Annotated in this window: 11 protein-coding genes, 1 tRNA gene and 3 pseudogenes; 6 read left to right on the top strand and 9 right to left on the bottom strand. The window is 68.4% G+C overall.

Translation table 11 applies throughout. The annotated features are described in order from the left end of the window. Positions 1–103: 103 nt before the first annotated feature. Positions 104–481, bottom strand: coding sequence for an ArsR/SmtB family transcription factor (locus tag ACFU53_RS12075; protein ID WP_383989584.1), 378 nt, complete (start codon positions 479–481; stop codon positions 104–106). A 419-nt stretch (positions 482–900) separates the two neighbouring features. On the opposite strand from ACFU53_RS12075, the gene ACFU53_RS12070 reads away from it, so the two are divergent. After that, positions 901–1,248, top strand: coding sequence for a hypothetical protein (locus tag ACFU53_RS12070; protein WP_383989637.1), 348 nt, complete (start codon positions 901–903; stop codon positions 1,246–1,248). Here the strand turns inward: ACFU53_RS12070 and ACFU53_RS12065 are convergent. Then, positions 1,175–1,366 (bottom strand): hypothetical protein, encoded by a 192-nt coding sequence (locus ACFU53_RS12065; RefSeq protein WP_383989632.1) that lies wholly within the window; start codon positions 1,364–1,366, stop codon positions 1,175–1,177. The two genes, ACFU53_RS12070 and ACFU53_RS12065, sit on opposite strands and share 74 nt — an antisense overlap. Before the next feature lie 113 nt (positions 1,367–1,479). On the opposite strand from ACFU53_RS12065, the gene ACFU53_RS12060 reads away from it, so the two are divergent. The 3 genes and pseudogenes from ACFU53_RS12060 to ACFU53_RS12050 form a co-directional block, all read left to right on the top strand. Further along, positions 1,480–2,844 (top strand): NAD(P)-binding domain-containing protein, encoded by a 1,365-nt coding sequence (locus ACFU53_RS12060; protein ID WP_383989581.1) that lies wholly within the window; start codon positions 1,480–1,482, stop codon positions 2,842–2,844. A gap of 28 nt (positions 2,845–2,872) precedes the next feature. Continuing rightward, positions 2,873–3,337: an ArsI/CadI family heavy metal resistance metalloenzyme gene (locus tag ACFU53_RS12055; protein ID WP_383989578.1), complete on the top strand. Its 465-nt coding sequence runs from the start codon at positions 2,873–2,875 to the stop codon at positions 3,335–3,337. Positions 3,338–3,344: 7 nt separating this feature from the next. Further along, positions 3,345–4,198: pseudogene (locus ACFU53_RS12050) on the top strand (MFS transporter); the annotation flags it as partial. 173 nt (positions 4,199–4,371) lie between these two features. Here the strand turns inward: ACFU53_RS12050 and ACFU53_RS12045 are convergent. Both ACFU53_RS12045 and ACFU53_RS12040 read right to left on the bottom strand, forming a co-directional pair. Then, positions 4,372–5,223: an MBL fold metallo-hydrolase gene (locus ACFU53_RS12045; protein ID WP_383989576.1), complete on the bottom strand. Its 852-nt coding sequence runs from the start codon at positions 5,221–5,223 to the stop codon at positions 4,372–4,374. 211 nt (positions 5,224–5,434) lie between these two features. Next, positions 5,435–5,956 (bottom strand): annotated as a pseudogene (locus ACFU53_RS12040) (phosphotransferase); the annotation flags it as partial. Between the two features lie 152 nt (positions 5,957–6,108). On the opposite strand from ACFU53_RS12040, the gene ACFU53_RS12035 reads away from it, so the two are divergent. Next, on the top strand, positions 6,109–6,405 hold the full coding sequence (locus ACFU53_RS12035; protein ID WP_383989573.1) for a hypothetical protein: 297 nt from the start codon (positions 6,109–6,111) through the stop codon (positions 6,403–6,405). 106 nt (positions 6,406–6,511) lie between these two features. On the opposite strand, the gene ACFU53_RS12030 is transcribed toward ACFU53_RS12035, so the two are convergent. Beyond that, positions 6,512–6,925, bottom strand: a complete 414-nt coding sequence (locus ACFU53_RS12030) for a PIN domain-containing protein (protein ID WP_383989571.1) — start codon at positions 6,923–6,925, stop codon at positions 6,512–6,514. After that, entirely contained in the window at positions 6,922–7,185 is a 264-nt protein-coding gene (locus ACFU53_RS12025) for a CopG family transcriptional regulator (RefSeq protein WP_383989568.1), read from the bottom strand. Before ACFU53_RS12025 ends, ACFU53_RS12030 begins: the two co-directional genes overlap by 4 nt. Positions 7,186–7,240: 55 nt before the next feature. On the opposite strand from ACFU53_RS12025, the pseudogene ACFU53_RS12020 reads away from it, so the two are divergent. After that, positions 7,241–8,032 (top strand): annotated as a pseudogene (locus tag ACFU53_RS12020) (tyrosine-type recombinase/integrase); the annotation flags it as partial. Positions 8,033–8,152: 120 nt separating this feature from the next. On the opposite strand, the gene ACFU53_RS12015 reads toward ACFU53_RS12020, so the two are convergent. The 3 genes from ACFU53_RS12015 to ACFU53_RS12005 form a co-directional block, all read right to left on the bottom strand. Continuing rightward, positions 8,153–9,721, bottom strand: coding sequence for a restriction endonuclease (locus ACFU53_RS12015; protein WP_383989565.1), 1,569 nt, complete (start codon positions 9,719–9,721; stop codon positions 8,153–8,155). 617 nt (positions 9,722–10,338) lie between these two features. Beyond that, a tRNA-Arg gene (locus tag ACFU53_RS12010) sits at positions 10,339–10,416 on the bottom strand. A 170-nt stretch (positions 10,417–10,586) separates the two neighbouring features. Next, positions 10,587–12,104 (bottom strand): ATP-binding protein, encoded by a 1,518-nt coding sequence (locus ACFU53_RS12005; RefSeq protein WP_383989562.1) that lies wholly within the window; start codon positions 12,102–12,104, stop codon positions 10,587–10,589. Positions 12,105–12,419 lie beyond the last annotated feature (315 nt).

Raw genomic sequence — 12,419 nt, 5'->3', positions numbered from 1 at the left:
AGTTCGGGACCGCCGTGAGGAGACGGCAGGGCTGCGCCGTTCAACTGGACCGCGTCGCGTCGGCGGCCGTGGTGCCGTCCGATACGTTCACGCCTGTTCTCGGTCAGGCTGCGGCCGGTGTGCTTGTCAGCAGCTTGCCCATGGCGGCCAGCACAGACGGTTCGACCCGGTAGTAGACCCAGGTGCCACGCCGTTCGGAGGTGAGCAGACCGGCCTCCTTGAGCTTCTTCAGGTGGTGGGAGACGGTCGGCTGGGAGACGCCGACGTCGGAGATGTCGCACACGCATGCCTCGCCGCCCTCGTGCGAGGCCACGGCCGAGAACAGCCTCAGCCGCACCGGGTCGCCGAGCGCCTTGAACATCCGCGCGGCCGTCTCGGCCTCCTCCGCGGTGAACGGGCGCTCGGTCAGCGGCGGGCAGCACGGCGCCGCAGCCTCGCCAGAAGCGGGTTCCAGCAACGGCAGCACCTTCGTATTCGACATGCATCTATGTTGACATACGTCGAACCAGCGGGGCGAGGGCTGGACGACCTCGGCTTCGGGAGAGGCGGGCGGGGCGAGGTGTCGCGCGCGATCCGTTCCGCATCCCGGCTGACCCCGCGCAGGAGTTCGACGACAGGCTGCGCTGCCATTCCAGGCCGACGTAGGTCAGCCCCGGGTGTGAAAGCGACACCCCCTCGCGGTGGCGAGGGTGACCGGATGTCGTGAGGGCGCCCAGCGGGGCCAGGTAGGCGAGGTCGGGGCGGTAGCCGGTGGCCAGCAGGATCGTGTCGACCTTCTCGCTACTGCCGACCCAGGTGACCTTGGGCCGTTGGTCCCCGTGAACACGGGCCGGTCCGGAGCGCCGGAAGCGATGGCGGCCCGGTAGCGGCCGTCGCCGTTGGGGTGCCGACGAGTCGACCGTGACGGGGACGGCCGAGTACGTCGACAAGATCAGCGCGGTCTTCGTCCATCAGACGGGCAGCACCAACTCCTACAGCTGTGCCGAGTCCCCCGCGCTGATCCGCGCGCTCATGGCGTACGACATCCGGACGGCGGGCCGGGGCGACCTCGGCTACAACTTCGTGGTCGACAAGTGCGGCCGTGTCTACGAGGGCCGGGCGGGCTCGATGACCAACTGGGTCGGGGGCGTGCGCAGAAACCGGCCCAGGGGCAGGGCGTCGGACCCGGTCCGCTTCAGCCACCGGTGCAGATCCGCCCCAGCGTGCGCTGCGCCGCGAAGCGCACTGGGTGGCGCGTGGCGAGGTTGACCTGGGCATGCGCGGCCAGTTCCGCGGCCATCTGTACGGCCGAGGTTCCGGAGCCGACAACCACTACGCGCTGCCCGGCGAACGGCTCGGGCGTGCGGTACTCAGCCGCGTGCAGCACCGTGCCGGCGAAGTCTTCCTGATTCGACGAATGTCTATGTTGACGCTTATCGATACAGGTGTCATGCTTGGCGGTGCAAGGGATCGACGGATGTCGAAACAAAGGGGAATCTCGTGAACGCGCTCACCACCGACCAGCTGCCCGTCGTGGTCATCGGCGCCGGCCCGATCGGCCTGGCCGCCGCCGCCCGTCTCATCGAGCGCGGCATCGAACCCCTGGTCCTGGAGGCCGGCCCCGCCGCCGGCAGCGCCGTCCGCGACTGGTCCCACGTCCGCCTCTTCTCGACCTGGGGCGAGGTCATCGACCCGGCCGCCGAGAAGCTCCTCGCCCCGACCGGCTGGGTTTGCCCCGACGCCACCACCTACCCGACCGGCGGCGACTGGGCCGAGCGCTACCTCCAGCCCCTCGCTGACGTCCTGGGCGACAAGGTCCGCTACGGCACCACGGTCACCGGAGTGGCCCGCGCCGGGCGCGACCGCATCGTCGACGCTGGCCGCGACGAGCAGCCCTTCACCGTGCACATCCAGTCCGCCGACGGCCGCGAGGAGCGGATCACCGCCCGCGCCGTCATCGACGCCTCCGGCACCTGGTCCACCCCGAGTCCGGCCGGCGCGGACGGCCTGCCCGCCCTCGGCGAGAAGGCGACCGCCGACCGCATCGCCTACCGCGTCCCCGACCTCAACGACCCGGCCGTGCGCGCCCGCTACGCGGGCAAGCGCACCGCCGTCGTCGGTTCCGGTGCCTCAGCCTTCACGGCTCTCGCGCTCCTCGCCGACCTGGCGAAGGAGGAGGACGGCACGCACGCGGTGTGGATCCTGCGTCGGGGCATTGGCGCGAACACGTACGGCGGTGGCGAGGCCGACCAGCTCCCGGCCCGAGGTGCCCTGGGCCTGCGGGCGAAGGACGCCGTCGAGGCCGGTCACGCGAGTGCGGTCACCGGATTCCGTACACAGGCTGTGGAACACGACGGCGACCTGCTCGTTCTCGTCGCCGAGGACGGCCGCCGCCTCGACCCGGTCGACGAGGTCATCGTCCTGACCGGCTTCCGCCCCGACCTGTCCCTCCTCTCCGAGCTCCGCCTCGGCCTCGACGAACGCCTCCAGGCCCCGACCGCCCTCGCCCCGCTCATCGACCCCAACGTGCACTCCTGCGGCACCGTCCACCCGCACGGCGTCAACGAGCTCACCCACCCGGAACAGGGCATCTACCTGGTCGGCATGAAGTCCTACGGCCGCGCCCCCACTTTCCTCGCCATGACCGGCTACGAGCAGGTCCGCTCCATCGCGGCGGCGATCGCCGGAGACCAGGAGGCCGCCGAGCGCGTCGAACTCACCCTCCCGGAGACGGGTGTGTGCGGCGGCGCGGGCCTCTTCGACGAGCCACAGAGCGCCGAGCAGTCCGGAAGCGGCTGTTGCGCCGCCCCCGCCACCCTCCAGATCGGCATCGGTGCCCCGGCCACCACCTCCGGCGGCTGCTGAACTCCCCACCCAACCAAGGAGGTTCGCCATGTCCCGCGTACAGCTCGCCCTCCGCGTCCCGGATCTCGACGCGTCCATCGCCTTCTACAGCAGGCTCTTCGGCACCGGACCCGCCAAACTGCGCGACGGCTACGCCAACTTCGCCATCGCCGAGCCCCCGCTCAAGCTCGTCCTCATCGAAGGCAACACAAACGAGACAACCCTCCTCGACCACCTCGGCGTCGAGGTCGAGACGACCGAAGCGGTCCACGCCGCCACCGCCCGCCTGGGCGAGGCCGGCCTGGCCACCGACGTGGAGAACGACACCACCTGCTGCTACGCCCTCCAGGACAAGGTCTGGGTCCACGGCCCCGGCCGGGAACCCTGGGAGGTGTACGTCGTCAAGGCCGACGCCGACACCCTGGCCAAGCAGCAGGGCAGCAACTGCTGCGCCGGCCCGGTCGAAGCCGACGCCGGCTCGAAGGAACCGGTTGCCGCGGGCGGCTGCTGCTGATCCGCCGATGACCAACCTCCACACCAGCGAGGCCGTGACCGGGACGGGAGACCGGTCACGGCCCCGCGCCGCCCTGCCCGCCCTGAGCGTCACCCAGATCACCAGCTGGGGGTCGTCTACTACGCCTTCCCCGTGCTGAACCCCCAGATCACCGTCGCCACGGGCTGGTCGACGACCGCCACCACCGCCGCCTTCTCGGGCGCCCTCCTGGTCTCCGCCCTCGCCGGCATCCCCGTCGGCCGCATCCTCGACCGCCGAGGCCCGCGCACCGTGATGACCACCGGTTCCGTCCTGGGCGTCGTCGCCGTACTGGCCATCGCCTACGCGCCCAACCTCGCTGCCTTCACCGCCGCCTGGCTCCTGGCCGGCGTGGCCATGGCCGCCACCTTCTACCAGCCCGCCTTCGCCGCCCTCACGCGCTGGTGGGGAAGCGACCGCGTCCGCGCCCTCACCATCGTCACGCTCGCCGGCGGCCTGGCCTCCACCGCCTTCGCCCCGCTGACCGCCACGCTCGCCGAGCACCTGAGCTGGCGCAGCACGTACGCCGTACTCGCGCTGTTCCTGGCCCTCGTAACCGTCCCCGCCCACGCCTTGGCGCTACGAGGACCTTGGCCGCCCGCGCCGACGCCGCCCTCCCAACGGCACGCCCCCAGCCTCTCGGTGACCCGCAGCCGACCGTTCCTGACGCTTGCCACCGCACTCACGTTGAACAGCTTCGCCATGTACGCAGTCGTCATCGCCCTCGTGCCCCTGCTGATCGCACGCGGCGCGAGCCCCACTGTCGCCGCCTGGGCGCTCGGCCTGGGCGGCGCCGGCCAAACCCTCGGCCGCACCCTGCATGCGACCCTCGCCAGGCGAACCCTAAGGCTCCTGAGGTGCCGGTGACCACAGGGGCTATCCACTCCGATGCCATGCACTCATCGTGCCCAGATGAGCATGCGCCCACGACCGCACTCTCCAGGGCCACGGCGCTGGCTAGCCTCCGCCTTTCACTTGCGGCGGCGTAAGGAAACGACCTAGGACCACGGCCACAGTCACGTCCCCGACGGTCGCGGTTGTTCCGGTGGTACCGAGCTCTCGGCGACCGCCATCCACTGGTCCAGGTCGGCCTGGGTGAACTCTGCCCACGGGGGGATCCCGGGGAGCTGGCGGAGGAGGTCGTAGGCCTCGGAGATCTTGGGGCCGCGGAGGACCGGGGAATGGCAGCCGGCGACGACCTCGGCGTTCAGGTGTTGGAAGTCGTCCACGACCGTCCGGAACTTCTGGGTGTCCAGCAACGCGACCCAGGGAGAGACCAGCCGTCCGCCGAAGAATTGGCCGTCGCGGAACTCGTCCGCGGACAACGCCGCTATGTCCGGCATCGGGGCGGGTACGTTCGTGGCAAAGGTGTCGACGGCCCACAGGACGTTGGTCTTCGGGTCGAAGAGGGCGCGGGTTGTGGGGTTGTCGTACAGGGGCGGTCGTTTGGCGACCAGGGTGCGGTCGCCCGCGTCGATCGTGTCGCCGTCGGTCATGAAGCGGCACCGGTTGATGGGGGTCTCCCACTCCTCGGCCATGCGGCCGATGGAGAACCATGTCGTCAGCAGGGTCGCGTTCGGGCATTCGGCGAGGACCGCCAGGAGGTTGCCGGCGTGGTCGCGGTCGTCGTGGGTGAGGAAGATCCACCGTACGTCCAGGGGATCCACGACGGACCAGGCTGCCTCCAGCCACTGGGAGCGCACTGCGGGCGCCCCGGTGTCCACGAGGACCGGTTCGGCTCCCCGGATAACCATCGAGTTCATCGGAAAGTGGCCGACCGGCGGGGCCTCGAGGGCCCACGGGATGACGAACGTCTCCTCGGCGATCTTGTACGGCTGCAGAAGGTGGAACGTTTCCATGACTGGCATCGCTGCTCTCCCTAGAACGGAGTCGCCGCAGCATCCATATCCAGTGCAGCCCCGTGGCGGGCCATCGTCAAACGCAGAACGTTCATGAGTCCTCGTTGACGTGCTGACGGGGACTCTGTGTTTGCGAGGTGCGGTGTTTTCGGGGCTGGGGCAGGTTGACGGCCCGGTTGTCGCGTCGGGTGGGCGCCGGGTTCCACTTTCCCGGTGTGGCGGACCAGTCGATGATGCCGGTGACCTCGTCGCCGTCGACGAAGACGTGCGCGATCTGCAGGTCGCCGTGTGTGAACGCCGGAGTCCACGGCCGGAGCGCGGCCTCGGCGACCTGGCGGTTGTGGGTGACCAGGTCGGCGGGCAGGACGCCGTTCGTCACGAGCAACTCGCACTCCTCGTCGAGTTCCGCCGCCAGCGCGACGATGCTCCGGCCGGCCCAGCCGGGCCGGGGCGGCAGCGGCGCTTCGTGCAGCTTCCGGATGGCGGCGCCCGCCGCAGCCCACGCCGCCGGCGACCCGGTCGACGGCCCGCCGAGGCGCCCAAGGGTCGTCCCCGGGAGTGCGGCGATCGCGAGCACGGGCGGCTTGCGCCACAGGACCTCCGGGGTCGGGACCGGCGCGAGAGACATCGCCTCGACCTCGACGTCGATGCGCGCCTGATCGGCGTCCACCTTCAAGAACACGTCACCGACGCGCAGAGTCGCGCGCTCGGAATGGGCGACGACGACTTTGACCTCATCCATGGGCGACCAGTACCCCGGGGATGATCGCCGACGTCGCCAGGTCTATCGCGTGCGATTACGCGGCTGACCGCGTCCCGCTACCCGGCGGCCTCGTGCCCGACACCGACCTCTGACCAGGTCAAGCCCACCACTCTTGTTAGGAGCGCCCGCCGTTGCGTGGAACCGGCTTCAGCTTCGGCGAGTTGGACTACCTCTACACCACGGGCTACATATCCGCGCTGAAAGAGTTCCATGGGATGCCTGTCCCGGCCCCGCTTCAGGTCGCTGACCACTCGTCCCGCGATGTGCTCTTGAAGGAAGTGCTGGCGCTCACCAAACTCAACTGGAACTCGGCCGCCCTGGGCGGGCTACTGCCCATCACGATCAAGTTCTCGGGACTGGTCGGAGAAAGCATGCGAGAAATCCCTCCTGACCGAGACCCATTACCTGAGTTCAAGTACTACATCTGAGACTGCTCCGGGTACTGCTGCCTGGCTGCTGCCGTCCGATGGCTCGAGGTCGGCCCGGCTGCATGTAGGTGTGGGCCTCGTGACTGATCGGGCGGGCGGCGTCCCGTCAGATCTTGATGACGGTGACGCGCCCGCGGCAGAGGGTGGCGAGGTCCTCGGGGTCAGAGGTGAGGACGGTGACGGGGCCGGGGGCGGCCAGCGCCGTGGCGCTGAGCATGGCGTCGATGGCGTACTTGTGGCCGTGCAGGCCGGCGTCGGCGAGGAGGGCGGCGGCGTGACGGGCGATGGACTCGGTGACCGGTTCGATGACGAGGCGGGACAGGGTCCATTCCAGAGCTGGGCGATTGATCCGTGGGTGGATCACTTCCACGAGGGTGGCTGCGGAAGTGATCACCCGTAGGTCGTCGGCGCGGGCGAGGGCGAGCCAGCCGGTGACCGTGCGGTCGCGCAGGACTGCCTTGGCCAGCCCTTCGCTGTCGAGGACCAGGGTGCCGCCGGGGGCGGCGGGGGAGGGGGTCACGCGACGTTCGCCCCGCCCTGGGTCTGCTGCTCTCGGGCTTGGTGGAGTTGGTCGCGCAGAACTTGAATCTCTTCGTCGGTGATGGGGCCGTGTTCGGCCTCTGCCACCGTGATGAGTTCGTTGAGGTTGTCCCGCTCGATCTGGCGGGCGACGGCTGCGGCGACGTAAGCGGACAGTCCGGAGGGGCCACTGCGGGCCTTGGCTGCTTCGGCGATATCGCGCGGCATGGTGATCGAGTACTTGCCGGTAGGCTCGCTCATGCTACCTATCCTACCTTGCATCCTCCCTTGGTCGAATGGGGGCGGCAGAGAGAGTCGCCGCAAGGTCCTGGTCAACGCCGTGCGGTACGCCGTCGAGCAGCGCAAGTTGCCCGCCGACCCGCTTGCTCCCATCAAGTGGACCGTGGCTGAGACCGTCGACCAGATCGACCCGCGGGTGATCGCCAACCCCAGCCAGGCACGTTCCCTACTGTGCGCGGTCTCCTACGTCGGCGGTTACCGGCGGGCACGTGGACGACGGCTGGTCGGGCTGTTCGCCGGGATGTACTACGCCGGGCTGCGCCCCGCCGAAGCGGTCGGGGTGTCTCTGCCCAACTGTGTGCTGCCCGCCGAGGGCTGGGGCCAGGTGACAGTGCACCGCACACTGCCGCAGGCGGGCAAGCGGTGGACCGACACCGGAAGAGCCCACGACGAACGCGGTCTCAAGAACCGTCCGGCCGACGACACCCGGCCCGTACCACTGCCGCCCGAACTGGTAACGCTCTGGCGGGAAAGCATCGACACCTTCGGCACCGCGGACGACGGGCGGCTGTTGTTCAACGAGCGCGGCGGCATCGTCGGATCCAGTACCTACGACCGTGCCTGGCACGAGGCCCGTGAACCCGGCCTTCCGCCGGACCTGGGGTGCTCGCTGCTCGCGGCCCGCCCGTACGACCTGCGCCACTCGGCTCTGTCTACCTGGCTGAATGCCGGAGTGGACCCCACCGAGGTCGCCGAACGTGCCGGCAACAGCGTCGAGGTCCGCATGACCCGGTACGCCAAGTGCTTGTACGGACGGCAGGCGGTCGCCAACCAGCGCATCGAGGCGCTGCTAAACGAGTACCAGTAGCGCGAAGGACGTGTCGGCAAGGGGCTGTTGTCGCGGAGCCGGGCAACTGCTTTCCAGGCACGGTGCATACGCCAGCAGTTGATGTACAAACGTTCCACCACCGTGGCTTGAGCTGTACGCCTATTGAGGGCGCCGCTTTGGAGGTACCGGCCCAGGGATGACGTCGAGGTTCATGTGCTCCTTGAACAGGTGCACCAGGTTCGCTCCGTCGAGGAGTTCGAGGCGCCCGTGCTCGTTGGCGAATGCCTCGCTGGCGCGGCCGAACCAGGAGGTCGTCACCAGGATGCCCTTGGCGGCCCGCTTGTGTTCCACAACTCCCGCGAGTGCCGAGACGGTCTCGAACGGAACCACGTTCTTGGTGCGTTTGGCCTGGATGATGCACAACCCCTTCATCACGGGGTCGGTGTTCATCGCGACCGCGTCGACACCCTCGTCCTTCGACGGCTGGGTGTTCACGCTGTCCAGGCCGATGGCTTCGAAGAGTTGTCTGATGAGGTGTTCGAACTCCGTGGGTGTCAGGTCCATCAGCACGGGTCGGCTGTCCAGGCCCGCCACGACATCCAGGCTGTCCATGAGCCGGAACTTGGACAGGTCGAACGTGACCAACGGTCGCACTGGCTCCAGCTCGTACGGGTTCGGCGAGATCAGTGACCGCAGTCGTCTCAGACAGGCCCGTGGATCCACCTGGGTCAGAACCAGCTGATTGAATTCGTCCCGATCCGTCTGGAGCGTGATCAAGCACGGATGGACGTTCCGCCCCGTGGCGCGGTCGATGGTGGCCACATGCCCGTTCAAGGCGATGGACTGAACCACGCCCTCGGTGTCGGCGGCAAAGAATTCGTACACGGTGCGCAGAGCCGTTTGAGCCAGGACCGATGCGTACAGTTCCTTGCGCTCTTTTTCCGGACGCGGAACAGGCGTGATCTCGTCACGCGTTTTCACGTAGCGGTATGCGCGGGCCGCAGGGACCACGTCCTCCAGCGGCAGGTCTATCTCAACCAGCAGGTCACCCGTGTCCGCCTGGTACGAGACCTGATGTGCCTTGGGGAAGCCGTGCGGATACACGGAGGCGGCCAAGACCTGGTCGGCGAACCACTCGACTGCATCTACGTCCCTGTCCCGGTACGCGCTGCGCCGCTGTTCGAGATCGGTGTTCCATGTCTCGACTCGTGTGGCCTCTTCGTGGTTGCGTTCCTCGTGTTGGCCGCGAGCTTTCTCCAACTTCTCGGCGCGCTTCTTCTCGTCGCGCGCATGCTCTCGCAACGCTCTGTCGAACCGCTTACGGGCTGCTTCGACCTCTGCGTCGTAGCCGCGGCGTCCAAAGCCGAGAGCGCCGAACAGCCCGCGCGGTGCCTCCGGCTCGTACTCCTCCCAACGGGGCAGCGGTGCGGCATTCGCACGACCCTTGGGTGGCACGAACAAGGAGGGAACGAACTCCTGCTTCAGTCGGTCGAACGTCAGTGCTTGCCCATCCAGTACGGCTGTTCGCAACAGCTTGGACAGTTGCTCGGCATCGTTCTCGGCAACGCTCGTCTGGTCCACGGCTTCCTGTGCACGGGCCGCCTCGTAGGCGAGCTTCTCCTCGCGAGCCTTCCGTTTGGCCTCGGCCTCGGCGGCCTTCCGGGCCCGCTCCCGTTCCTTGGCCTGCCGCGCGAGCTCCCGCGCGTAAGGATCGTTCCCGCCCGCCACTGTTTCCCCCAGCTCAGTGCATGATCGTCAGTTGGAACCTTCCGCAGTATCTCCCACTGGATCGACGACGTCAGCAGGTACTTGCCGAGGGCTTCCCACGATGAACTGCCCTGGCTGATCCACGGGTTAACCTGCACGATCTGCTTCAGGCTGAGGATCGACCGTTCCTGATGGGATGACACCAGAGACTCTTCGGGCCGGCGTCGACGGTCATCAAGGGCACGAGCCGCATTGAGTGCGGAAGGCGTAGCCAGGCACTCGGGCGGTCGTTCCTTGCCCGGTGGTACCCACTCACCGTCGACGCCAGTTCTGGCCCAGAAAAGTGAAACGGCCTGTTTCTCCGTGTGCCTTCTGGCTGTCCCACTTGGTAAACATGCAGGTCGAAGCAGCCTCCTGAGGGTGACGGATCCGCCTCGCGGCCTTTTGGCCCGCGCATGTCCCGCAGGTATCGATTTTGCGGGATCGGACAATTGGGGTTTCATCTTCTCGGTCACGCAATAACCCAGGTCAGGGCCTTGCCGGGTCGAGTGGTCACGGCCAAGTAGGCCGTGTGCGTTTTGGCATGCACAAGAAAGGCCCTGACCGGCGTTTCCGCTGGTCAGGGCCTAAATTTCCGGTGCCCCCGGCAGAATTCGAACCTGCGCACACGGCTCCGGAGGCCGTCGGCTTCCCGCGTGTTTTCGCAGGCCAACGGCCTATTTGACGCCCTGTCAGGCCCGTCGTCCCGCGCATGTCCCGCGGTAACGAAATGTTCCCCTTGGGGGCGGTAATGGTGCTTTCGCGTGCCGGTCAGCGTCGATCCCGCCCCGGTCGGCCACCGGGCTGGGCCCATGGTGCCCCGTGAGTCACGCAATCCTGGCTCATGTCATGTCAGGCCGTGGATGGGTCCGTCGCCGTACAGCGCGCCGATGTCGACCAGGAGGACATCGCGGCGGTGTCCGGCAGCGTCGATGACATCGGGATGGAAACCGTGCAGGGAGAACAGGGCGAGTGTCGCGTCATCGGGCCGGTGCCCCTGGTCGGCGAGGAGGGTCCGAATGTGCTCAAGGCGCTCGAGGTCCTTGAGCCCTCGCGGTTGGACGGTGGCCTTGGCCTCACCGATCAGGGCGATGGTGGCTCGCGGGTTTTGCGGGCGCTCGCCGGGGGCCATGGCGAGTAGGTCGACCTCGTGCTTGGTGCGGGCGGCCGGGTCGGAGATCTCCGCCGTGCCCACCGCGCCGAGCGACAGCCCCGTCTCGTCGATGGCGAAAGAGCGGGCCCATTCGCGCGCGGTCTCCTCAAAATGCGGGCCGAGGATCTTCGAGTGGTACGTCGGACGGGACGACTGCCACACCTGGGCACCGCGCCTCCGTTCCACCAGGTCCACCATGGGCAGTGTGATCAGCTGGTTGAAGCGGATCACCGGGTCCGCCACGCTGATGGCCGGGTGCCGTGCCTTGAGCAGGTCCTGCTCCTTGCGGACGTAGCCGGTGGACTCGAGCACCTCCAGCGGGGCGACCATGGCGGAGCGGGACCGTTCCAGCATCGAGCCGACCTTCGCCGGGGTCGACGCGCCTCGGGCGACCGCGGACAGCACGTCGTAGTACAGCGTGCGGTGGGTGATCCGTGGGTCCTCGCGCAGCAGGAACTCCGCCTCCACCCGGGAGTACAGGGCCCGTCCCGGGTCCAGCAGGGTGCGTTCGACCCAGGGGGCGAACTCCTCTTCCCTCTGCGGGGCCTGCCCCGCGGCCAGTGGCCGATAGCCAGGGGCGCCGCCCAGCACGGAGTCGACCTGCAGTGCCACTGCCGGGTCCGCGATCCCCCAGTGGGTGCGGGCGGTGCGGTAGTCGAAGGCCGACAGGCGTAGGTCCAGAACGGCTCGGCCGCGTAGCGGCTTGGTCCCGGACAACAATTCGGACATCACGCTCATCGCCGAGCCGCACAGCACGATCCGGCCGCCCGGTGCTTTGCCGGACTGTGACTGGTCGTACAGCAGTTGCAGGAACCCGGGGATCTCCGGGGAGTGCTGCATCAGGTACGGCAGCTCGTCGATGACGATCAGCGGTGCCCCCGGGGCCCGGTTCACCACTTCCAGCGCGGCGGTGAGCGCGTCCCGCCAGTCGTCCAGCCGCATCGCCCCGGGCCGCACACCTGCGTGTGCGGCGATCGTCTCGGTGAACCGGTGCAGCGCGGGCACCCGGCCTTCCTCCTGTACAGCGGTCAGGTACAGCCCGCCCACTGCTTCTGCGAGTGCCTCCAGCAGGAACGACTTCCCGTTTCTCCGGCGCCCCGAGACGATGGCCAGCCGCAGCTCGGTGGCTGGATCGGCGAGAAAATCGTTCAGGAGGGCCCACTCGTGATCGCGGTCCAGCAGCCGCCCCGGCTTGTCGATCTGTTCATGCACGGCTATCCCATTTCTGTTCAGTTTCACCTGCACAAATTCGGTATGGGGCGAGCTTAACTCTTCTGCCCACCTACGGTGCCACGCTGCGGGTGACCCGCACACGCGGGTTCTCCCGGCCGACGTGCGTGCCCGTCCGGCTCCGCTACGACCGCCGGGTGGGCTGCCCTCGATCGAGGCGAGTTCGTCGAGGCACCGTCATCGTGCAGAACGGCGTCCGGGCTTCAGTCCGAGGGCTGTCGCGATGCGGTACGCGGATCTCGGCAGCCCGAAGCGGACTGCGGAGTTCTGCACGTTCCCGCCGCGAAGGTCCGAGGG

Origin of the sequence: Streptomyces sp. NPDC057474, from assembly GCF_042802555.1 — a bacterium.
Taxonomy (GTDB): Bacteria; Actinomycetota; Actinomycetes; order Streptomycetales; family Streptomycetaceae; genus Streptomyces.
The sequence above is the reverse complement of the archived record's forward strand: the minus strand, read 5'-3'. Positions and strand labels throughout refer to the sequence as shown.